Origin of the sequence: Pleionea sp. CnH1-48, assembly GCF_024124665.1 — a bacterium.
In the GTDB taxonomy this organism is placed as follows: Bacteria; Pseudomonadota; Gammaproteobacteria; order Enterobacterales; family Kangiellaceae; genus JAMXSB01.
In genome coordinates, this window is the sequence record NZ_JAMXSB010000019.1 from 97,015 (window position 1) to 119,627 (window position 22,613).

19 protein-coding genes are annotated in these 22,613 nt (G+C 43.1%); 6 read left to right on the forward strand and 13 right to left on the reverse strand.

Going from position 1 to position 22,613, the window contains the following annotated elements; all coding sequences use genetic code 11:
- The first annotated feature begins 234 nt into the window (after positions 1–234).
- Positions 235–2,172, forward strand: coding sequence for an acetate--CoA ligase (acs, locus tag NH399_RS24035; RefSeq protein WP_253043879.1), 1,938 nt, complete (start codon positions 235–237; stop codon positions 2,170–2,172).
- Positions 2,173–2,548: 376 nt separating this feature from the next.
- Complete coding sequence (gene phaR, locus NH399_RS24040) at positions 2,549–3,067, forward strand: polyhydroxyalkanoate synthesis repressor PhaR (RefSeq protein WP_253043880.1); 519 nt, start codon at positions 2,549–2,551, stop codon at positions 3,065–3,067.
- Positions 3,068–3,078: 11 nt separating this feature from the next.
- On the opposite strand, the gene NH399_RS24045 is transcribed toward phaR, so the two are convergent.
- Positions 3,079–3,984 (reverse strand): DUF1853 family protein, encoded by a 906-nt coding sequence (locus tag NH399_RS24045; RefSeq protein ID WP_253043881.1) that lies wholly within the window; start codon positions 3,982–3,984, stop codon positions 3,079–3,081.
- A complete protein-coding gene (locus NH399_RS24050) occupies positions 3,984–4,757 on the reverse strand; it encodes a DedA family protein (protein ID WP_253043882.1) in 774 nt (257 codons plus the stop codon). Before NH399_RS24050 ends, NH399_RS24045 begins: the two co-directional genes overlap by 1 nt.
- Positions 4,758–4,936: 179 nt before the next feature.
- Here NH399_RS24050 and NH399_RS24055 point away from each other — a divergent pair, with 179 nt between their 5' ends.
- Genes NH399_RS24055 through NH399_RS24065 form a run of 3 tightly spaced genes read left to right on the forward strand, consistent with a single transcriptional unit; the run spans position 4,937 to position 7,914 of the window.
- Positions 4,937–6,214 carry a DUF3667 domain-containing protein gene (locus NH399_RS24055; RefSeq protein WP_253043883.1) on the forward strand — a complete coding sequence of 426 codons (1,278 nt, stop codon included), beginning with the start codon at positions 4,937–4,939 and terminating at the stop codon, positions 6,212–6,214.
- Positions 6,215–6,241: 27 nt separating this feature from the next.
- Complete coding sequence (locus NH399_RS24060; protein ID WP_253043885.1) at positions 6,242–7,330, forward strand: Xaa-Pro peptidase family protein; 1,089 nt, start codon at positions 6,242–6,244, stop codon at positions 7,328–7,330.
- Positions 7,327–7,914, forward strand: coding sequence for a DUF99 family protein (locus tag NH399_RS24065; RefSeq protein ID WP_253043887.1), 588 nt, complete (start codon positions 7,327–7,329; stop codon positions 7,912–7,914). Before NH399_RS24060 ends, NH399_RS24065 begins: the two co-directional genes overlap by 4 nt.
- Before the next feature lie 30 nt (positions 7,915–7,944).
- Here NH399_RS24065 and NH399_RS24070 read toward each other — a convergent pair whose 3' ends face one another.
- Together NH399_RS24070 and NH399_RS24075 are read right to left on the reverse strand one after the other, a co-directional pair.
- Positions 7,945–10,953, reverse strand: a complete 3,009-nt coding sequence (locus NH399_RS24070; protein WP_253043889.1) for a hypothetical protein — start codon at positions 10,951–10,953, stop codon at positions 7,945–7,947.
- Positions 10,954–11,193: 240 nt separating this feature from the next.
- Positions 11,194–11,595 (reverse strand): hypothetical protein, encoded by a 402-nt coding sequence (locus tag NH399_RS24075; protein ID WP_253043891.1) that lies wholly within the window; start codon positions 11,593–11,595, stop codon positions 11,194–11,196.
- 292 nt (positions 11,596–11,887) lie between these two features.
- On the opposite strand from NH399_RS24075, the gene NH399_RS24080 reads away from it, so the two are divergent.
- Positions 11,888–13,306, forward strand: coding sequence for an alpha/beta fold hydrolase (locus NH399_RS24080; protein ID WP_253043893.1), 1,419 nt, complete (start codon positions 11,888–11,890; stop codon positions 13,304–13,306).
- A 45-nt stretch (positions 13,307–13,351) separates the two neighbouring features.
- Here the strand turns inward: NH399_RS24080 and lipA are convergent, their stop codons facing one another.
- The 9 genes from lipA to mrdA all read right to left on the reverse strand — a co-directional run bounded on the left by lipA (position 13,352) and on the right by mrdA (position 22,608).
- The gene (gene lipA, locus NH399_RS24085; RefSeq protein ID WP_253043895.1) at positions 13,352–14,305 is read right to left on the reverse strand and encodes a lipoyl synthase; all 954 of its coding nucleotides are present in this window, start codon (positions 14,303–14,305) and stop codon (positions 13,352–13,354) included.
- A 34-nt stretch (positions 14,306–14,339) separates the two neighbouring features.
- Positions 14,340–14,999 carry a lipoyl(octanoyl) transferase LipB gene (gene lipB, locus NH399_RS24090; protein WP_371876117.1) on the reverse strand — a complete coding sequence of 220 codons (660 nt, stop codon included), beginning with the start codon at positions 14,997–14,999 and terminating at the stop codon, positions 14,340–14,342.
- Positions 15,000–15,025: 26 nt separating this feature from the next.
- Positions 15,026–15,295 carry a DUF493 family protein YbeD gene (gene ybeD / locus NH399_RS24095; RefSeq protein ID WP_253043897.1) on the reverse strand — a complete coding sequence of 90 codons (270 nt, stop codon included), beginning with the start codon at positions 15,293–15,295 and terminating at the stop codon, positions 15,026–15,028.
- Complete coding sequence (locus NH399_RS24100) at positions 15,295–16,146, reverse strand: D-amino acid aminotransferase (protein WP_253043899.1); 852 nt, start codon at positions 16,144–16,146, stop codon at positions 15,295–15,297. The genes ybeD and NH399_RS24100 overlap by 1 nt, the downstream gene beginning before the upstream one ends.
- A gap of 12 nt (positions 16,147–16,158) precedes the next feature.
- Complete coding sequence (locus NH399_RS24105) at positions 16,159–17,307, reverse strand: D-alanyl-D-alanine carboxypeptidase family protein (protein WP_253043901.1); 1,149 nt, start codon at positions 17,305–17,307, stop codon at positions 16,159–16,161.
- A 132-nt stretch (positions 17,308–17,439) separates the two neighbouring features.
- A complete protein-coding gene (locus NH399_RS24110; protein ID WP_305885112.1) occupies positions 17,440–18,258 on the reverse strand; it encodes a septal ring lytic transglycosylase RlpA family protein in 819 nt (272 codons plus the stop codon).
- Positions 18,259–18,267: 9 nt separating this feature from the next.
- Positions 18,268–19,281 (reverse strand): lytic murein transglycosylase B, encoded by a 1,014-nt coding sequence (gene mltB, locus NH399_RS24115; RefSeq protein WP_253043903.1) that lies wholly within the window; start codon positions 19,279–19,281, stop codon positions 18,268–18,270.
- 316 nt (positions 19,282–19,597) lie between these two features.
- The gene (gene rodA / locus NH399_RS24120) at positions 19,598–20,731 is read right to left on the reverse strand and encodes a rod shape-determining protein RodA (RefSeq protein WP_253043905.1); all 1,134 of its coding nucleotides are present in this window, start codon (positions 20,729–20,731) and stop codon (positions 19,598–19,600) included.
- Positions 20,728–22,608: a penicillin-binding protein 2 gene (mrdA, locus tag NH399_RS24125; protein WP_253043907.1), complete on the reverse strand. Its 1,881-nt coding sequence runs from the start codon at positions 22,606–22,608 to the stop codon at positions 20,728–20,730. The genes rodA and mrdA overlap by 4 nt, the downstream gene beginning before the upstream one ends.
- Positions 22,609–22,613: the final 5 nt, after the last annotated feature.

Consider the following 22,613-nt stretch of genomic DNA (forward strand, 5'->3'; position numbering starts at 1 on the left):
AGGTCTAGCGCGACCAATACTTCCTGCACCGATTGCATTGGAGAGCCAACAAAACTATCTATAGAGCAGATAAATAAAACAATGTCATTTAGCCCCCCTTTAAGCCGCAACAAAATTGCATTAAGGTAGACCCCATCTGCTTATGTCTTTCCCCAGATAAAACACAGGGCCAATACTCAACGCCCTTAGAAAGACACTCATAATACAAAAAGAATCGGCAAGGAGATCGAATCAATGTCAGAAGCAAAACTCTATCCAGTTTCAGACGATTACCAACAACACACGCTGACGACAAATGCTCAATATCAAGCAATGTATCAACGCTCTATAGAGTCACCAGAACACTTCTGGGCAGAGCAGGCAGAATCTCTTATTGACTGGTTTGAGCCTTGGCAAAATGTCATGGATTTCGACTATTCAAAAGCCCATATTCGTTGGTTTGAAGGTGGCAAGGTGAACGTTTGCTACAACTGTGTCGACAGACATCTAGCAACTCGAGGCGACCAAACAGCACTGTTATGGGAAGGCGATGATCCTGGCAAAAGCCAAGCAATCACTTATAACGAACTGCACGAAAAAGTCTGCCGTTTTGCTAATTTATTAAAACAACGCGGTGTTAAAAAAGGTGATCGCGTTTGCATCTATATGCCCATGATCCCTGAAGTGGGATTTGCGATGCTGGCCTGCGCGCGCATCGGTGCCGTGCATTCTGTGGTTTTTGGCGGATTCTCTCCAGAAGCGCTTAAAAGCCGCATCCTGGACTCAGACTGCCAAGTGGTCATCACAGCCGATGAAGGCATTCGTGGTGGAAAAACCGTTCCTTTAAAAACGAATACAGATACAGCCATCCAAGACTGTCCTGATGTTCATTCAGTGATTGTTGTAAAATACACTCAGGCCGATACAACCTGGAATGACCAACGAGATGTCGATTACTACGCCGAGCTTGCAAAGCAATCGACAGATTGCGAACCCGAGGTAATGGATGCCGAAGATCCACTCTTCATACTTTACACCTCCGGCTCAACAGGTAAGCCCAAAGGCGTACTCCACTCTTCTGCCGGCTATATTCTTTATGCAGCAATGACTCACAAGTACGTTTTTGATTATAAAGATGGCGATGTCTACTGGTGTACCGCTGATGCAGGTTGGATCACAGGTCACTCCTATATTTTTTATGGTCCTCTGGCCAACGGCGCTACTACCTTAGTATTTGAAGGAGTTCCCACCTACCCTGATGCAGGGCGTTTCTGGCAAGTAGTCGATAAACATAAGGTCAATATCTTTTATACGGCTCCGACAGCCATTCGCGCGCTGATGGGTCAAGGCGATGATTTTGTGAAACAGGCTAAACGCAGCAGCTTACGTCTGTTAGGAACGGTTGGAGAGCCAATTAATCCAGAAGCCTGGGAATGGTACTATCATACCGTTGGTGACAGTCGCTGCCCCATTGTCGACACTTGGTGGCAAACAGAAACTGGGGGCATTTTGTTAACGCCATTACCAGGCGCAACGGACCTAAAACCAGGCTCTGCCACTCGCCCATTTTTTGGTATCAAGCCTGCGTTGTTGGATAACGATGGCAACGAAATCGAAGGCGCTGGTGAAGGTGCACTGGTAATGACCCAATCCTGGCCAGGACAAATGCGTACGGTTTACGGCGATCAGCAACGATTCTTTGATACTTATTTTTCTCAATACAAAGGCTATTACTTTACAGGTGATGGGGCACGTCGTGACGAAGATGGATACTACTGGATCACAGGACGTATGGATGATGTATTAAATGTATCAGGGCATCGTCTGGGAACCGCAGAAATCGAAAGTGCTCTGGTGCTGCATGATAAAGTGGCCGAAGCAGCTGTGGTTGGTTTCCCTCATGATATTAAGGGGCAAGGCATCTATGCCTACGTTACTCTGATGACAGGCGAGCAATCCAGTGATGACTTACAAAAAGCCTTAATCGATTTGGTAAATAAAGAAATTGGCCCCATCGCAAAACCTGAAATCATCCAATGGGCGCCAGGGTTGCCAAAAACACGCTCGGGAAAAATCATGCGTCGTATCTTGAGAAAGATAGCAGCCAACGAGTTAGATAACCTGGGAGATACTTCAACTCTGGCAGATCCTTCTGTTGTTGATGAATTAATAAAAAATCGAAAAAATCAATAATTCGAACAAGAGCCATGCAGCCAAAAAGTGGTAGCATGGCTCTTAATTTTGTCAATGATGTAAGACTGAATTGAGTTTTTCCGATCTGCACCATCAATGATTGTTGCAATTTATTAAAATCTTAATAAAAATCTGGTAGTCTCAGTCTGTAACAAAGCAAGCGAGCTATGTTATTGATTGATAGAGTTTAGTTGAAGAAGGAGCCTTTTTACTTAGCTATGATTATGCGCAATACCTTATAGAAACGAAGTATTTGGCACTAAATATGCAGTGTCATTTCTAACCAATAAATGGATGAGCAGTGCTGGAATGCAGCAATCTATCCTGATACACTGGTCAAAAAACAACAATAAACAAACGGTTGGGATGAGTGAATATGTCGGATGTACGCATTATAAAAAAGTACCCCAATCGCCGACTCTACGATACGGCGATCAGCAGCTATATCACACTAAACGATGTGAAGGAGCTGGTATTAAGTTATACATCTTTTAAAGTGATTGATGCTAAGACAAACGAAGACTTAACACGCACCACTTTACTCCAAATCATTTCTGAACAAGAAGACAAAGAAAGCCCTATTTTTACTGCAGAAATTCTCCAGAATGTTATTCGTTTTTACGGAGATTCTATGCAAGCCATGATGAGTCGTTTTTTAGAACACAGTATGAAGCTTTTTATGGAGCAACAAGCTGGATTCAAAAGTCCTCTCAACACTTTCCTTGGCACAAACCCAATGACGATGATGCAAAACATTGCCGAACAGAACTTGAGTATGTGGAAGTCAATGCAAGAAAACTTTTACACTCCTCAAGGTGAACAATCTGCTCCAGATGATAAAGCACCAACGCAAGAATCTACGACAACATCCGAAGATCAAAAAGAAAAGCAATAGTTCTATTTTTCTTAGCTCTCAGAATACTTGAGAGCTTTCTCTTCCCACTGACTATCGACAATAAAACCTCTCACTATTTCTTTATTATTTTTAATGGCAGCAATAGCAACAGGATAATCGCTATAGCGAGGTTCAATGGATCTTAAGGAAACACTTTCTTTCGGTTTCACAGGATAAGGTGACAACCACATACTTTTATCCAGTTCGATCCAATCATAGCTTTGCTCTTCAAAAATATTTAACCAGACATTTTTTTCTGCCCAAAAATGATGACCGCTTGATGGCATTAAACTAGAAGCTAACTGAGTAAATAGATTTCCTCTAATGATGCTATAAGATTCAATATCATTCCAACCATGGGATAACATCATCTGTTGGCTCTGTTCCATTTGCAGCAATGATAACTGATGATCTTTTAACTTACTCAGTTTATTGTCCAGACGATCTTGCAGACCAGGTCCAACCCAATGCTGGTGAGACGATGCGCTACCAACGCCCAAATAGAACTTCACTGCAAGTTCAAGGTGAAAGTGGCGCTGAGAAGGGATATGCAAAACCAGCAGATCCAACTCTCCTAACGTTCGTTCTTGAGTACGGATAGCAAAGTTGTTTGTTAGAATTGTGTAATCAGGATGCCAATAGAAAGCTAATTGCCAAAAAGCTTCAAAACGCTCACCTAGTCGTAGAGTTTTTAAAGCGGCTATAGCTTCGAGCAATTGCTGCAAACACGCTGCTTGATTCTTTTCGACAAAACGCCATAAGACATAAACAAAGTCTTCGAGACTCTGTCCGCTATCCGAAAAAAAGTCCTGACACATAACTGGTGGTGGAGAAGTTATACAGTGGCGCCACTGCGCCCATAGTAATTGTTGTTCGTAAGGTGTCGCTGTATCTAAGTAAAATAGCGTTTCGCTCATCAAGGGGTGTCCTTTATGACTAATTCCCATACCTGCTTTAATACATCAAAAACTTCAGTCGCAATGCTACTGCTAAAAAATACAATCAAACACATCAGAGCAATCATCATATACAACATGGAGTAAGTCAGAGCGGTGCGACCCGATTCGTTCTGACTAGATTGAGCGCGATACTTTCTATATTGCCTAATTGCCATCCACGTAAAGCCAATCACCGCACCGACAATAATAAGCAACGATTCTCGGCTCCCCTCAGGTAAAACTAACGCTGCTCCAACAAAGATACCGGGTAATAAATACAGGGGTGCCCACAGCAATCCAGATATAACATTAATACTCCAGAAAGTGGCAGGACGCATACCACTCACCCCGACCACAACGGGCAACAATGCCCGCACAGGGCCAATAAAGCGTCCAATAAACAATCCCATGATGCCATAGGTTTCAACTAATCTATCGGCTCGACTCAATACACTCTGATGTCGCTGAAACCATTTCCAATGACGAATAGAATCACGCCAATAATAGCCTAAACAATAACTGACGCCCTCACCAATCACCGCGCCAGTAAACATCGCAATGACAACGGTATCAAAAGGCAGCACCAAGGTGCCAACCAGAGAACCAATCCCCACCAATATCAGCCACCCAGGAACCAGAACGCCCACAACAGCCATCGATTCAAGAAAAGCAACGGTAGCGGTAACAATAAATGCCATTTCTGGGTTGGCTTCGATCCAACCTAATAAATTATTTGCCCATGTTTGGAGCATAGTAACCTGTATCCTACACAACACTGCTCCAGTTAGACAAATTGGAGTCAGCCAACCAAATAACACCCTTATTACGTTAAAATATGAGGTGACCTTGCGCTACTATTATCGCTAATATTTAATGAATGGTGTATCTTTTGATTCCATAGTTGGGCAAGTTGATAGAAAGCCTCTGATATATGAACGAAAATCAAACAAATCTGCCGATGGACAAGGGGATAGAAGCTTCTCCAAATACAACCAATTCCGTGACATCTCGTTGCAAAAATTGCAATACCCCGCTCACAGGTCCGTTTTGCCATCAATGCGGACAACCCAACAAAAGCGTGATTCGTTTTTGCGGCGAACTCATCAAAGAGCTGCTGGAAGATGTAATCAGACTCGATTCAAGAGCGGCGCGTACTCTATTTGCTCTGCTCTTCAAGCCAGGTTTCTTGACGCTAGAGTATCTGAAAGGGAAAAGATTCAGCTACATTCCCCCATTACGTCTATTTATTATCACCAGCGTTCTCTCTGTATTTGTACTTTGGGTGCAAAACAAAGTCAGCCCGCCCGACTTTAACATTGAAGACAGTGATAAACAGGAACAAGTAGAAACCAAAGAGACGCCAGAAACACCAGAGCCACCCGACGATCCACTTAAAACCGAGACTCAAGAAGCGGCATCAGTGGCAGAAGACTCGTCATCAAAAAACGACAAAGAAGCTAGCACCCCGAAAAATCAGTTTATCGGACTTCATATTGATGAGGACGGAAAAGTTACCACGGGCTTATCTGGCACTTCTGCTAATAGTGATGGCAAGGCAGAAGATTCAAAAAAAGAAGCTTATGAGGAAAAACAGCCTAAGAAAAAAGACGAGCCAGAAGCCAGTGACGATGAGTTTATTGGCGTACATGTCGACAAAGAAGGCGAAGTTCGCTCCAACATTCCGCTGCCATTTGTCGATGACGAAGATGCAAAAGAAATTAACGATAAACTGCGGGATAAGATAAAAGAAAAGATAGAAAAAGCGAAGCAATACCCTGACGATTTTGTCGAAGAGATGCTGGCCATGATCCCAAGAACTACGCTACTCATGATCCCATTTTTCGCTTTGCTAATGAAGTTATCCTATCCCTTCTCTCGTCGCTACTACATGGAACATATTATTAATGCATTGCATGGCCACTCGTTTTTATTTTTGGTCATCCTGATTTCTGCGACGGTCGGAGAATTAGGAGAGTCTCTCATTGACTCAGAAAGTACCGCTCTGAGCTGGTTCGGTAGCTTACTTAGCTTTGCTGATTCACTGCTTCGTATTTGGGTGCCTATTTATTTTCTCATTGCAATAAAAAGAATTTACCAGCAGGGTTGGTGGTTAACGACCTTCAAATGGCTCTGGCTGGGTATTTTGTACATTTTGATGTTTTCAATGTTTGCTTTGTTAATGTTTATTGTCAGCGTACTTCTTGATTAACAGAGCGGAGCAATTTCGGGATTTATTATGAACTTATATCACACTAGACAACAAGCTCTACGAGAGCACTTAAAACAGAATCAACTGGATGCAATTTTGGTATTCTCTCTCGAAAATCTTCGCTATTTGACAGGCTATTCGGGCGAAGCGGCTTATGGTCTTATTTCTCAAAGCGAGAGCTTTCTAATCACGGATTATCGCTTTATGGAGCAAGCCGAAAGAGAGTGCAATAATACTCAAATCATCTGCCGGGATCGTAAGAAACAGAGTTTAGGGGAAGCCATTGCCCAGCTTTGCTCTCAAGAAAAAATTAGTGCGCTGGCCTTTGAGTCTGCACACATTACCGTGCAAATGTGGCAAAGTATTTCTGACGCTCTATCAAACGTTAAGATAAGTGAACTTAACGGCCTTGTTGAAACCGCAAGAATGCGCAAAGATGCTCATGAGATAGAAAGCATGCGTTCGGCAGCAGCGATTGCCGACAAAGCATTGGCAAACTTACTCCCACAATTTAAAGAAGGTGTCAGCGAACGTGATATGGCCCTTGAGCTTGAATTTCAAATGCTGCGTCAAGGTTCTGAAGGACTCTCCTTTCCAACGATCATGTTATTTGCCGAACGCAGTTCTTTGCCTCACGGAATACCCGGTGATAAAAAGCTCCAGCGTGGAGATATTATTCTTATCGACTTCGGTGCAGTACAAAATGGCTACCGCTCGGATATGACACGCTCTTATATATTTGGCGAAGCGAACCAGCAACAGCATGAAGTTTATCATCTGGTACTTCAAGCCCAGCAAAACGCGATAGAAACGCTCACAGCGGGCGTGTCCACCAATATTGCCAATGAAGCCTCACAACAAGTCTTAACTCAATCAGATTATGCTCAATATGCAGGAGAAGGACTAGGCCATGGTGTAGGGCTTTATTTACACGAGCAACCACTGATTGGGATGGGACCAGAGCATGTTCTTGAAGCCGGTAATATAATTACGATAGAGCCCGGTATTTATATTCCTGACTGGGGTGGAATACGTCTAGAAGACGATATGCTAATCACCGAAAACGGTTGTGAGTACTTAACTCACTCTCCAAAGCCTTTTGAACTAGATGTATGAAGTCGTTAAAAAACTGTCTACGACTGAATAAAAAGATTCGAGTCATTGGTTTCGATGACTCTCCTTTTGATAAGCACCAATCAACAACGGTTAATGTATCAGGTATTGTTTGCTCCAATACACGCTTTGAAGGCATGCTCTGGAATAAACTGACAAAAGATGGAATGGATGCAACATCCGTCATCGCATCAACAGTAAAAGAAAGTAAGTTTTATGACCAACTCCATCTGGTATTAATTGATGGCGTTACAGTAGGAGGCTTTAACCCCATCGATCTGCCACTTTTAGCCAACACACTTAATATCCCCTGTATAGCAGTGATGCGCAAAGAGCCCAACCTGGATGCCATAGCCAATGCTTTAAAGCACTTCCCAAATACAGAGGAGCGCCTGGAAACTATCTTAAAAGCAGGAGAAATTTACACTCCCGAACCTTTTGTTTATCAATGCGCAGGATGCACCTCTGATGAAGCACACCAGGCACTGATAAAATTAACAGACAACGGAAACGTTCCAGAAGCGCTGCGCTTAGCTCATTTGATTGGCTCAGCGGTTATGACAGGACAAAGCAGTAATCGCGCTTAAAAAGGCTACCTAAGTAGCCTTTTTTGTCGGCTAGTGCAATCTACGCTGACGCATTCCAGCTAGCATGCCTAAACCCAGTAAGCAGAACATCCCTAAGGAACCACCACCGCCAGGGGCAGCATTGACTTTCAACCTCAATACAGCCTGTGACTCAGCGCCTTTACTATCTTTAGCATTAACGAATATCTGATAATCGCCAGTTGAACTAACCACTCCTTTCAATTGACTTCCAGCTATAGACAGACCATTTACGGATGCCATTAATTCGAAACTCATGGCATCGCCTTCAGGGTCAGAAAAAACTTGAGCCAAGTCGATTTCAATAGTCTCATTAACTGTCATAGTAAACGATGAGGAGCCTTCCACTGCAGGACTACCATTTACCAGAAACGGCACTTCAACCATTTTCTGTGCGCCTAATTCATCTTTCACCAATACTGACAGAGACTGTTGGCCAAAAGTTGTAAACTTGTGCTGTAGCACACCGTCAGAAGATAAAGAAAGGTTTTCGTTACCAGTCTCAAAATGAATACTGTGGCTCTCAATATCCTCAAACATAGGCTTTAACTCAACAACACTTTGAACGCCTTGATTCACATTGATTGAATCGATATCACTTTTTAACACCGGAGCGTTATTAAAAGTGATGTCAAAGAAAACCTGTGACTCTAACTCATCAGTTGATTTTGCGTTGATGGTTAACACCGCTGAAGCTTCTTTTTCACCAGAGAAAGATAATGAATCATCAACCAGCGTCATGGAAGCTGGCATCTCAACTTCTGAAAAGCTGATGGAGTCATCTAAATCAAAATCAACAACCCAGTCGCTAAGTAACCACTGCTGTTCCTGACCTTCGCTCAAGGTGATGTTCATATCTTTCCCAGACTCAACGACAGGTGCTCGATTGAAACTGAGCTTTCCATAAACACTGTCACCGGCTCTAAAGAACATAGACTGGCTATATACCGACCAATCAGAGACTTGATTATTGATAACGGGTAAGTTTAAATCACTAATATTATATGCTTTAAGGAAGTTGATTTTCTCATTTTTTCCAAGAGAAAATACATGAACTTTATTATGATCTATCACACCCAAATTAACTGAGTCGAAAGCAACGAGTTTTATTGAATGTCCTTGAACATCATGAATTGGAGTTACTGCTAACAGCTCCAGCTTTCCCTCATCATCAACGGTAACAGTATTCAAAAGCCAATTATTTAAGTAATAAAGATTATTATTAATAGCAACACGATTGCTATGATTTCTTAAATATGGGTGATTTTCAATATAATCTGTTTGCTTTAGCTTAGAGTCTAGAATTTTAAATACTGCACCACTATTGTTATTACCAAATGCAACAAGGTTATCGTCAATCAAGTAAGCTTGAAAAATATTATTGATACCTTTTACATCATCAGCACCATCAACTAGATAGTATTGAAAAACAAACTCATTACCTTCATTGAGAAGATATACAGCAAGTTTATCTCCACCTACTTTCGCTACCCACAAATCACCTTCAATATTATGAACACCAAAGTCAGATCTTAAGTATACATATTGACTATTTGCTCCACGAGTAACACCTTGATTTACTAATGATAACGACAGTTCTTCTTTATTTACCCTAAAAACATAGTAGTCGTTACTACTAAAAACAATAACGTCAGTATCATTTATTCGCTTCATTGTACTATTGCTATGTGAGTGCAACGAAAAAATTTCAACCTGAGAAACAGCTCGATAATCATTTTGAGGCTTAGATTCAACTAAAGAAACTTTTCGGTCTAAAATGACCAACTCAAGATTTTCATCAATCACAAGTCGATTATTAGACCTGACAAATGCATCAATATCTTCGTCTCCGAGTGTCAACTCATTGTTTAGAGACAAGTCACTTCCAGAAAAATGAATACTAGCAGCTTTATCGCTATACATTTCAACGAAAATAGTACCATCATTTAGAAAGTGCATAGTATCAATACAACAATCAACAATATCTCTTGCCGAGTACTTATTACGGCCAGCTATGGTATTGTCAGGGTTCAAATCTATCTTGATAAATGCATTACGATCATAGGACTCTCTAAGTATCAAACTATCATTATAGTAGAATGCACTATTGATATGATAACTATCAATTAGTTGATCTTTGGTATGTTGAACTTTATCAGTGACACTATTTGAGTTTATGTTGAACAAATATAGATTGTTATTATTCCCAACTAGAAGCTTATCTTCCGTTAAGTCAATATATGTATAACTTTCTCTTGTATTACTACAACTTACCTCTGATACTAATTTATAAGTGCTATCTTGTTTAGAAAAGTAATAGGCACACCTATTTTCATGGTGACTGTAACTTGGTCTAAATGCAACTCGCTGATTTTTCGAGTCGTACACTACACCAACAGCACTGGATACCAGAGTAGAGCTCCCCTCTCCAGTCAATGAAAAAGAACCATCCTCTGAGTTAATGGAAAAAGTTTGGAATTTTGAATTGCTTCCTTGATGCCATAGAATAAAAGCATCATTACTGATTGATGGCTCAATATTGATGTAAGAGTGAGACAAGCTAATCTCTGTCGACTGCTTAAAGCTCAATGTAGATGAATCATTTTCGAAAGTATGAATAAAGTATTTATAAGACCCGTTATCATATTGCCGATCAAAAAGATAAATATATTTATCTCCACTACTCACAACAACTTTCACAATGCCCTTAATGGTCTGTCCAAGCTCGCCATTATTATACTCTTTCAGGCTTTTAATATTACCGTTATCATCTAAGCTAATGAGAGAGAGATAATGCTGAGAATAAGCGACAACCAATTTATCTCCAGATACAAGCGAATTATGACGACCATATAACGTAGACTTCTGATAAGAACCCAATTGAAAACGGAATGGCTCTTCCGAATCATAAAGAGGGGTACTATCGGCAAGTTTTCGATAGTCAAACTTGGGACTAAGCTCAGCATGAGCACTTACAGCGCATATAATCGCTGATACCAAAAGGCCAGCCTTTTTAAACATTAAAATACTCCGAACGTAAAAAGTCGACGGAAACTACTGCCCGTTCTCAAAATTAAGTGTTAAATTGAACCAAAATTAACAAGCAAAAAAGAATGATGCTTTTTGCTTATATCGTCCTATGGAAATCTCATCATGCCATCCTGGCGAGATCGAGCGAGAAGATACTGGAAAGGTGCAATGAAGTCAACAAAGTGGTCAAAAAAAGACCACTTTAACTTAATGAGACTTCCCAATTAAGGCTTAATGACAGAAATAAGAAACTCTATACGCACCGAACGAAGGATTAATATCAGCATCCGATTCAATGCTCGCAGAGATCATTCCTCCTTTAGCCTGACTGCCCCATGAGACGAAGGTGTTTTGCTGCTCAATCGACTGTCCGGTGAGAACGCAATGTAGATTCTTCTTAGGCAATTTGACAGCACAACCTGCTGACCACGAAATAGTATTTTCATCGTGCTTAAGATACGACTCATGAGCACCAGAGGCTTTTTTACCTCCAGAGTGTACTTTGCAAACAGGCTTGGATTTAAAACTTAACTCGATAGAAACATGAGTTCCCTTGCTCGCGTAAGCATCAAAACTGCTTATAGCGGTTAGAATACAAACTATTGATATTAAGGCACTTTTTAGACTCATCATTAAAGCTCCATTTGTTTTTATTGGTAGTTCTCCCTTAAGATTAGTCAGAAAGTAGATAAAGTGCCATTAGACATAGTTAATTATTTAAACTCTATAAATTTCAATAAGTTATGAATTTCGCCTCACTATATAAACCAGCCGTTATGGGGTATGGAATGTTCAGAGTTTCCTTAGTGTGATAGAGTCCTTATACGGAATAGGATATTTCGCGTTAGATTTGGCACAACATGATAAATATAAAGGCGCTTAAATAAGCGCTTATTGGCTAAATTTTATTTGTTATAGGAATTCCATGAAATTTTTATTATCCCTTGTCGTGCTTACTATTAGCGCCTCTTCACTTGCTTCTAATTTTACTGCCTGCCAAGATGCCAATGACTTTTCGGAGTTAAAACAAAGTCAGTGTCGTTATGTAGAATCCCCTCTTTTACATACTGCAAAAGATGATCAGACCATCAAACTATTTGTACGCAAGTTTCCAGCAAGCGAAAAACGCCAAGGCTCGCTGTGGCTAATCGCTGGAGGCCCAGGAGAATCAGGCAGTAGCTTTTACCCTATCATTCGTTATTTTCAGCAATCCTTCCCAGCACTGGATATCTTTGTTCCCGATCATCGAGGAACAGGTGCATCAACAACGATTTGCAAAGAAGAATCTCCACAATCAACAGCTGGCACTTCACTGGTCGGGGAAGAATGGGGACAATGCTTTGGCTTTATGTACTCAAATCCAGATTACGTGAAAGCGTTTTCAATAACGAATGCAGCCAAAGATCTCAAGCAGTTGATTTCTCAATACAGCGGCGAAGGTAAGCGTTATGTCTATGGCGTTTCCTACGGCACTCAATTAGTACTACGTCTACTGCAATTAGAAGAACTTCAACTGGATGGTGTCATACTCGACTCTTTAATTCCTCATCAACTGAATAATCAATATGACTTAAGCCATCGCTCTCAAGTTGTAAACAACGTAGGACTGGAGCTTCTGGCACTTCACCAAACGCCAACAAAAACCAATCAAAAGAAAGGTGCTTCGCTGAAAGAGCAGTTAGCCCATGTTTTAAAAAATCCTCAATCACTGAACTCAGATTCTCAAAAATGGACACGAAATAAATTATCTTTGACTCTTGGTAGCATGCTTGATGTGCCGTCTGTGCGAAATACGCTTCCTCAGCTCATAGAACAACTCAGTGAGGGAAAAACCAGCCTTCTCCTTGACGGGCAAAGTAAACTCAATAAGTATTATAAAAATCTGTCGAAAGATTATTTTAACAAAGGCTACTCAATTCCCTTAGCTCAGGTCATTATTGCTAGCGAGAATAATTTAAGACCCAAACAAACGAAGCAAGACATTGAAAAAGAAAGCCAGTCATTATTATTTACTAGCCCACTGCCAGGATTAATCGCAGAAAACTCTTTGCCGACTTATGCCAAAGACCAGTACTTTGCCAAACAGCCAAAGCAAATTCCTCCGATGCTTGTCCTTCACGGCACACTGGATCCAAAAACTCATTATCGCGCAGCCGAACTTCATATCCAGAAACTGCGGCAAACAGGAAGTGTTCGCCTGATTACCATTAAGCAAGCACCACACTTTATCGCACTGACCGCGACAAAATGTTTTCAGCAATGGACAAAGCAGTTTGTAGCCAAACAAATCACTCAAGACGCTGAGTGCATAGAAAATGCGGCACTTGTTAATTTCCACCCATAAAAAAAGCAGTCGAATGACTGCTTTTTTCGCTAACTACAATAGTTATTAATCGACTTTTTCACCAGCCGCCTGTTTGTCCGCATGGTAAGAAGAACGAACCATGGGGCCACTAGCAACATTCGTAAAGCCAAGATCTTTTGCAATCTGCCCCAGCTCATCAAACTCAGCGGGTGGCATAAAACGCATTACCGGGTGATGGTGTTTGCTGGGTTGCAAGTATTGCCCTAAGGTCAACATATCAACGTCATGTGCTCTCAGATCTTTCATGACTTCGATGATCTCTTCGTTGGTTTCTCCCAACCCGATCATTAAGCCAGATTTCGTAGGAACCTCTGGATACAATTCTTTATGTTTTTTGAGTAGATCAAGCGACCACTGATAATCAGCACCTGGACGCGCCTGTCGATAGAGGCGAGGAACCGTTTCTAAGTTATGATTGAATACATCCGGCAAACCACCTGCCATGATCTCTAATGCGCGATCCATTCGACCACGAAAATCAGGAACCAATGTTTCAATTTTTGTGCTTGGAGACTGCTTTCGAACCTGATTAATGCAATCAACAAAATGTTGGGCGCCACCGTCACGTAAATCATCACGATCAACGGATGTAATCACCACATATTTTAGTTTCATGCTTTCAACAGAATCAGCAAGATTTTGAGCTTCTTCTGGATCGATAGGTAATGGACGTCCATGAGCTACATCGCAGAAAGGACAACGACGAGTACAGACCGCGCCTAAAATCATAAAGGTAGCCGTACCGTGACCAAAACATTCTGGAAGATTAGGGCACGAAGCCTCTTCGCAAACAGTATGCAGCTTTTTATTACGCAGCATATCTTTTATCTGAGTCACTTGATTGCCGCTGGGCAAGCGCACACGAATCCAATCAGGCTTGCGTGGCATTTCTTCGGTGGGTTCAATTTTTACCGGAATACGTGCCATTTTGTCTGCGCCACGTAGCTTCTTTCCGGGTTCAATAATATTTCTAGCCATTCACCAACATCTCATTATCATTTAAAGCACATGTTTAATCACTGCTTTGAGGCAGGCCGACATGTAATGTGCGCGCATTATACCCTAATCTGCTCATAATATGCTTAATCAAGACAGGTTCCACCTCATTCAGACTCTCAGGTCCGCCCAGTTGATGCATATCGACCATATTCATTCCCGCATATCCACAGGGATTAATACGAGAAAACGGCTCCAGATCCATATTGACGTTTAAAGCCAGGCCGTGAAAGCTGCACCCACGTCGGATCCTTAGCCCAATAGAGCATATTTTGGCACCTGTCTCTATGTATACGCCAGGAGCATCGGGTCTGGCACTGGCCGCGATATCAAAATCAGCCAGCATATCCACAATGCTTTGCTCAATAGCAGTGACCAGCTCTCGCACGCCCATACCTTTGCGACGCAGGTCAATCAGGATATAGGCTACCTGTTGCCCTGGGCCGTGATAAGTCACCTGCCCTCCCCTGTCTACCTGAACCACAGGAATATCTCCAGGAGCAAGAATATGCTCAGCTTTACCTGCTTGTCCCTGAGTAAACACAGGATCATGCTCGACCAACCAGATTTCGTCATGGGTTTGAGCATCGCGCTCATCGGTCAGCTTAGACATTGACTGCCATACTGGTTCATAAGACATACGTCCCAGCTGGCGAATAATAAGTTGATTTGTCACTAACTGCTCTATCTCTTGAATGCTGATTAAAGACACATTTTTACGTGCTCGACATCTCGAACGACACGATAAATGGCTTCAACCTGCTCTTTGTTTTCTACATAAAGACGCACCGATACCGAAATATAGGTGCCGTTTTTACTGGGTCGGGTTTGAGGAACATAGTCCCCCGGCAGAACCGACTGAATGGCTGCAATCACTGCATTTTCAACACCATCTTTGTTGTCAGCCATGGCTTTAAAAACCATGTCGCAGGGAAAATCCCATAACTCAGGATTGATTGTATTATCAGACATTATCTAATTTCACCTCGGTAAAGCTTATGCTTAAATGCTAAATAGTAATTGGCTAGCTGCCGCCATACTGGCCCGGCTTTGCCTGAGCCAATGGGTTGATCATCAACACGGATAACCGGACAAACCTCTCTTGTAGAACTGGTCACCCAGACTTCATCAGCGGCCAAGACATCATTTAAAGAAAACAATGTTTCTTCCAAAGGTATGCCATTGTCGCGAGCGATTTCAACCACCAGATCACGCGTGATGCCAGCCAAAATCTGATGGCTTTTGGCCGGTGTTTTGATTACGCCATTCTTTACAATAAAAATATTGGCAGCCGCACTTTCAATGGCGTATCCATCTCGAATCAACAGAGCGTCATCAGCCCCTGCCTGTACGGCCATTTCTTTCATCAAGCAGTTAGCCATTAGCGAAGTCGATTTTATATCGCATCGCTGCCAACGAATATCCTCGACACTTTGCAGCGAAATACCACTGTCATCGAGCGACGTCTGTATTTCGGGTAAAGGCAGCAACATAATATACACCGTTGGTGTGGCTGCAATAAGACGATGCTCTCTTTGCCCGGGCGCACCACGGGTCACCTGAAGATACACACAACAGTGCTTAGCACCGTTTTTTTGTAGCAAAGACTCGATGACGGCTTGCCAGTCAAAATTCAGCTCCAGATACACCGCTTCAAGACTTTGCTTAAGTCTTACCAAATGCTGCTCTAAGCGAAACAGTTGACCCGCATAGCAGGGGATCACTTCATAAATGCCATCGCCCAACAAAAAACCTCGGTCCATAACAGAAACCGAGGCTTGTGTACGTGGCAGATATTGACCATTCAGGTAAACAATATCCAATATCAGCTCCTGTTAGAAAGCCTCACTGATCCAACGACTCACGCCATCAGAAATCTTAGTCCAAAATCCACCTTCGACGACATCTTCCAGTGCCACTAATGGGGTTTCAGCAACATCTTTGCCATCGAGCTGGAAGAATATCTTGCCGACAACCTGCCCTTTGCTCACAGGAGCTTCTAATGCCCCATTAACCACATAATTGGCTTTTAACTGTTTGCGCTTACCTCTTGGGATAGTCAACCACACATCTTCTAAGGTTCCCAGCTGTGCAGACTCTACCTCACCGCCCCACACACGATCGGAGTGTACTTTGGTTCCAGCTTGTAGCGGCTTCACCGTTTCAAAGAAGCGAAATCCATAAGTCAGCAACTTTTTGCTTTCATTTTTACGCGCTTGATCACTGCGAGCGCCCATAACAACCGCCACCAGACGCATATCATCTTTGGTCGCAGAAGAAACCAGACAGTAACCAGCCGCTTCTGTATGGCCTGTTTTTAAACCATCAACATTGAGGCTACGATCCCACAGCAAACGATTACGGTTATATTGCTCAATATTATTGTAAGTGAATTTCTTCACTTTATAAGTTTCATATTCTTGAGGATAGTCTCGAATCAGTGCCGCTCCCAGAGTCGCCATATCGCGAGCAGTAGTGATATGGTTTTCGGCAGGCAAGCCCGTCGCGTTAACAAAATGCGTACCGCTTAAACCTAGCTTCTTGGCATGATGGTTCATCAGATCAGCAAAACCATCTTCGCTGCCTGCCACGTGCTCGGCCAATGCAACACTGGCGTCATTACCAGACTGAATGATAACGCCTTTAAGTAGGTCTTCTACAGAGACCTGTTTTCCAACTTCAATGAACATCACAGATGAACCAGGGAACTTAGCAGCCCAGGCATTTTCACTCACAGTCACTTCATCATGCAGCGATATATTGCCATCCGCCAGCTCTGCCGATACAGCGTAACTCGTCATCATTTTGGTCAAACTGGCTGGCTCTAGAGGTTCATCAGCATTTTGTTCTGCAATCACCTGGCCGCTGTTATAGTCGACCAAGATATATCCTTTAGCGCTCAACGATGGTGGCGCCGGAGTGACAGCGTGAGTCGATAGCGCCACGCTGAACAACCCAGATAGAATTAGATGCTTCAATTTCATTACTTTTACACTTGTCAGAAGGTTCATAACAACGGCGGCATTGTATCACAAGCCGCCGCTACGGGTTAGCTGATGCTGTTTTCAAGAGTTGTTGATGATACTCCGTTATCATTTCGGATAGAGTATCATCCTTTATTCAAAGACAATTTTTGGGGTGCCTAGCTCAGGTATCGTCAAAGAAGCCACCAACCGATTTGCAGCTTCTACCTGCATCACAGGGCCAACTCGAACACGATAAACTCGATTTCCATTGACCCGAAAAGGGGTAACCAACACACGCCAGCTCAACTCAGAGCGCAGCGCACTGGCAATCTTATTGGCTTTTGCTTTATCAGAAAACGCACCAACCTGAACATACATGGTTGAATTTTCAGGAATATGATTGAGTTGAGTCGTTTGATGTGATCCCGCAGGCACAATGGTTTCGATATGCACCTGGGTGGTCCCCTGCTTCATAAATCCTAGCTTTGATGCCGCAGCATAAGACAGGTCAATAATCCGTCCGGCCTTAAAAGGCCCGCGATCATTCACTTTAACAACAACGCTGCGCTGATTACTCAGGTTAGTTACTTTTACGTATGAAGGTAGTGGCAAGGTTTTATGAGCCGCAGTCATCGCATACATGTCGTAGGCTTCACCCGAGGAGGTTCTTTGGCCATGAAATTTAGTGCCATACCAGCTGGCAATTCCTTGTTCCTTGAAACCTCTGGCATCGCGGAGTACCCGATAAACAATACCGTCTTGTTCATAAGAAGCGGGATTACCATAGGGGCTCAACGGCTCAACCTGAGGAACCGCATCGGGCACATGCGAAACATCAACAGGTCGTGAAGGACCACTATCTTTGCGCTCCAACAACCCACCAGCACAACCACTGAGCAACAGCATTGCCAAAACGAGCAAGCTGCCAGGACGATATCCTTTTATGGCAGCAGATTTATTAACTAACATTCGATTTATCTATCCATGTACGTAAGAACGAGCTCGGGCGGCAATCACTTCCTGGCTAAATTGATAAACAGCCAATGCATACAACGCGCTGCGGTTGTATCGAGTAATCACGTAAAAGTTATTAAACCCGATCCAGTAATCCTTATTTTTTTCTTGCTCAAAAGGATACAAAGAAGCGCTGGCATCAGCGACAACACTAACAGGCCACTTATAACCTTCTTCGTAGAGCTTGCCTGCAGTGAACATCGGCTTGAGTTTTTCGGCAGCCCATTTTTCGGGATTTTTGCCTTCTCCAGTAACACGATATGCGACAGGTTGCCCCCAACGCCATTTATGCTGCTTAAAATAATTCGCCACACTACCAATCGCATCCACAGGGCTATCAAACAGATTCACTTTGCCATCACCATCAAAATCAACGGCATAGTTACGATAACTGGACGATATGAATTGTCCCATTCCCATGGCACCCGCATAAGAACCTTTGGGTGTTAACGGCGACCAGTTTTGCTCTTTACACAAAAGCAAAAATTCTTCTAACTCTTTGCGGAAAAACTTGGCGCGTTTAGGATAGTGGAAGCCAAGCGTCACTAGTGCTTCAATGACCGGAATTTTGCCTTGAATTCGACCATAGTAGGTTTCGACGCCAAGAATACCAACAATAATGGATGCAGGTACCTGGTAGGTTTTTTCGGCGCGTAATAATTCAGTTTGGTATTTGTTCCAGAACTCAATGCCCGCTTTAATGCGCTTATCTTTAATCCAAATGGGACGATATCGGTGCCAAGGCAAAGACTCTGCGGGTTTATTCATCAGATCGATGATGTCTTGACGAACTTTCGTTTTTGTTAATAGTGGAGTGAGTTCCTTTTCATCCATCTGGTGGGTTTTCACCATCCGCTGAATAAAGTCTTCCAGCGATTCTCCTACTTTTGTGCTTGTGCTCGCGTAACTGACGGATCCAGCCAATCCCATTAACGCCCATAGCCCTAACTTTTTAACCATCTTCATGGTCTTACTCATTCAACAACTCCATTCATCTCGGTATAACATTCAGATATCAATTCGGTTGCTTAAGTTCAAAATTTTTCTTTTTATCGGTACTTCAAAACACACTAAAACCACAGGGTCCAAATCTTGAGTACGCAAAAATTTTATTACTGATTAAGCGATAGATGCAGTGTATAACGGATAACAAACGCAACCAAGGATTTGTTGATACTTAAAGTATTTCAAGATGCAAACAAACGAATCCCCAGAGCTTAGCTGTACTAAGTGAATGGGGTGAGTGAGCGCAGCCAACATCGCTGCATCTCGAAAGACGACGGCGACATAAAGGTTAAGTCGACACTAATTTGCGGTGGGTATAAATAGACATTAGCATGCCAAAGCCCGATAGCAGTGTCACCATGGATGTTCCACCATAGCTCACTAATGGCAACGGCAATCCAACCACGGGTAATAACCCGGTAACCATACCGATGTTCACAAACAGATAAACAAAAAAGGTCAGCACAATGGCTCCGGCCAACAAGCGAGAGAAAGTCTCTTGAGCCTGTGTGCCAATATAAAGCCCACGGGCGATAATAAACAGATAGATTGACAGCAGGATCGCAACTCCCGTAAAACCAAACTCTTCGCCCAAAACGGCAAAAATAAAGTCGGTCGAACGTTCTGGTAAGAACTCCAGTTGAGACTGAGTGCCATTAAGCCACCCCTTACCATCGAATCCTCCCGATCCGATAGCGACCTGAGACTGACATATCTGCCAGGCATCCGGCTGTTTACACAATTCTGTCTGATTCATAATGCCTTCCAAATACACATACACCCGATCTTTCTGATATTCATGGATCAGGAAGAACCAGTGGATAGGCATAAAAATGACCGCCGCGACAACAAACCCAGCAATGATACGCCAGCTAACCCCCGAGAGATAAATCGCAAAAAGGCCAGAACTACTGATTAAAAGAGCGGTCCCTAAATCTGGCTGCTTAGCAATTAATAAGGTTGGAACCAGCACCAATACGGCGGCAATAAACAATTCTCTTTTACGCGCAGGAAGAGGTCGCTCACTAAAATACCAGGCCACCATCAAAGGCACTGCCAGTTTCATTAATTCTGACGGCTGAAAGCGAAAGCCCCCCAGCATTAACCACCGTTGTGCTCCCTTACTTTTGTCGCCAAAAAAGATAACCGCAATCAATAACACCAACCCTATGAGATAAAGAAATGGTGCCCACTTGGCATAAAACCGAGGCGGAAACTGGGCCATCATAAACATAACGGCTAACCCAATTCCTAAGCGTGTCACCTGCCGATAGATGAGTGATTCACTTTCTCCACCCGCACTGTAGAGCACCATCAGGCCAAATCCCATCAACGCAAACAAGCCTGCCAGCAGTGGCAAGTCCAGATGCAACCGCCAAACCAAACTCTGGCGTTCTTTGTGAGTATGGACTTTCGATGTCATGTATTGGGCTCTTTATTTTTTTGGGGTTTGCTTTCAAGATAAAAGTCCATCACTTTACGGGCAACGGGCGCCGCATTAGACCCACCGCCTCCGGCATTTTCGAGCACAATCGCCACCGCTATCTGGGGCTTTTCATAGGGTGCATAACCAATATATAAGGCATTATCATGGAGGTTTTGCGCCACTTTGGTTTTATCATACTCTTCATCCTGACTGTATCCCACCAGCTGTACAGTTCCCGTTTTACCAGCTGACTCATAAGGCGCATCGCGAAACGCCTCTCTGGCGCTACCACGAAGTCCGTGGTTCACTTCTTTCATTGCTTTTTTTATTAAGTCAAAATGTTGGCCATCGCCAATATCAATCTGTTGTTCAGCCAACTGAGGAGCCATAAACGTTTTTACGCCATTCGCCTCTTGCGAGTTTACCAGGCGTAATTGATAACGCTTACCATCGTTAGCAATGACAGCCGCTGAATTAGCTATTTGCAAAGGCGTTGCCGTCCAGTAACCCTGGCCAATACCGATGATGACGGTTTCTCCTGGATACCAGGGCGCGCGACGGGCCCCTCGCTTCCAATCTCTGGAGGGCATCAAACCAGGTACCTCTTCTCCCATATCGATTCCGGTCAACTGCCCAAAACCAAACTTGGACATACTTGGATGGATACGATCGATTCCTAATCGGACTGCCAGATCATAGAAAAAGGTATCGCACGACTGCGCAATGGCTTGTTTGTAACCTATGCGCTTTCCATGCCCTAACTTTTTCCAGTCACGATAACGTCGCTCATCATTGGGCAACATAAAAAAGCCAGGATCTTCAACAGTATAGGATGGAGTAATCATGCCTGAAGTTAATCCCAGCCAAGCCATGTGTGGTTTGATGGTTGACCCTGGTGAATACTGGCCGCGTAGTGCACGATTAAATAGCGGACGATCTTGAGACTTCAAGAGCTTGTTATAATCTTTACTCGAAATGCCCGTGACAAATAAATTAGGGTTGTAACCGGGATTACTGACCAAGGCCAACACATCACCATTAGCAGGATCAAGGGCGACGATCACACCACGGCGTCCAGCTAAGGCTTTTTCTGCAGCGAGTTGAAGCTCTACATCCAGAGACAGATGAAGATCGACACCATTTTGAGGTGTCTGCTCTGATAAGGTTCGTAGTACTCGCTCATGGACATCCACTTCCACCACACGGGAACCAATCGTGCCATGCAGTATTGACTCATAGTGTTTTTCGAGCCCTACCTTACCAATATGATGAGTCGCTTTGTAATTAGCAGCATCAATACGCGCTTTTTCTCGATCATTAATGCGCCCAACATATCCTAACGCATGAACCAATACACTGCCGTAAGGGTAATAACGGACCAATCGAGCTTCAACGCTGACGCCTTTAAACCGAAAACGATTCACTGCAAACAAAGCCACCTGTTTTTCGGTCAGCTTCTGTTTGATGGGTATCTTTTTGAATCGCTCGCGACGGGTGTAGCGCTTCTCTTTATGAAAACGCTCAATATCATCATCATCCAACTGCAATAGCTCTTTAAGCTGACTCAATGTTTCATCAATATCATCCACTTGCTCAGGGATAAGTTCTAAGGAATAAACAGAACGATTTTCGGCCAGAATGACGCCATTGCGGTCATAAATCAGACCTCGAGTTGGCGCAACAGGACGCACCCGAATGCGATTGGCGTCAGAGCGTGTACGATAGTTTTCGTAATGAAAAACCTGCAAGTTCGCGACCCAAAACAACAGGCCAGCCATCAATGCGATGATAATAAAAAAGGCAACAAAAACTCGGCTTTGATAATAAGCCAGCTCTCGAAAAGGATTCTTTATAGTGACCTTACGCTGCAACATGGACG

Bases quoted from the DNA above. Each gene is read 5' to 3' on its own strand.
- NH399_RS24075 (WP_253043891.1), bottom strand. From the start codon at position 11,595: ATGATGAGTCTAAAAAGTGCCTTAATATCAATAGTTTGTATTCTAACC.
- rodA (WP_253043905.1), bottom strand. From the start codon at position 20,731: ATGACATCGAAAGTCCATACTCACAAAGAACGCCAGAGTTTGGTTTGG.
- lipA (WP_253043895.1), bottom strand. From the start codon at position 14,305: ATGGCTAGAAATATTATTGAACCCGGAAAGAAGCTACGTGGCGCAGAC.
- phaR (WP_253043880.1), top strand. From the start codon at position 2,549: ATGTCGGATGTACGCATTATAAAAAAGTACCCCAATCGCCGACTCTAC.
- NH399_RS24055 (WP_253043883.1), top strand. From the start codon at position 4,937: ATGAACGAAAATCAAACAAATCTGCCGATGGACAAGGGGATAGAAGCT.
- NH399_RS24045 (WP_253043881.1), bottom strand. From the start codon at position 3,984: ATGAGCGAAACGCTATTTTACTTAGATACAGCGACACCTTACGAACAA.
- mrdA (WP_253043907.1), bottom strand. From the start codon at position 22,608: ATGTTGCAGCGTAAGGTCACTATAAAGAATCCTTTTCGAGAGCTGGCT.
- NH399_RS24070 (WP_253043889.1), bottom strand. From the start codon at position 10,953: ATGTTTAAAAAGGCTGGCCTTTTGGTATCAGCGATTATATGCGCTGTA.
- NH399_RS24110 (WP_305885112.1), bottom strand. From the start codon at position 18,258: ATGTTAGTTAATAAATCTGCTGCCATAAAAGGATATCGTCCTGGCAGC.
- NH399_RS24105 (WP_253043901.1), bottom strand. From the start codon at position 17,307: ATGAAATTGAAGCATCTAATTCTATCTGGGTTGTTCAGCGTGGCGCTA.
- acs (WP_253043879.1), top strand. From the start codon at position 235: ATGTCAGAAGCAAAACTCTATCCAGTTTCAGACGATTACCAACAACAC.
- NH399_RS24050 (WP_253043882.1), bottom strand. From the start codon at position 4,757: ATGCTCCAAACATGGGCAAATAATTTATTAGGTTGGATCGAAGCCAAC.
- NH399_RS24080 (WP_253043893.1), top strand. From the start codon at position 11,888: ATGAAATTTTTATTATCCCTTGTCGTGCTTACTATTAGCGCCTCTTCA.
- NH399_RS24060 (WP_253043885.1), top strand. From the start codon at position 6,242: ATGAACTTATATCACACTAGACAACAAGCTCTACGAGAGCACTTAAAA.
- mltB (WP_253043903.1), bottom strand. From the start codon at position 19,281: ATGAGTAAGACCATGAAGATGGTTAAAAAGTTAGGGCTATGGGCGTTA.
- ybeD (WP_253043897.1), bottom strand. From the start codon at position 15,295: ATGTCTGATAATACAATCAATCCTGAGTTATGGGATTTTCCCTGCGAC.
- NH399_RS24065 (WP_253043887.1), top strand. From the start codon at position 7,327: ATGAAGTCGTTAAAAAACTGTCTACGACTGAATAAAAAGATTCGAGTC.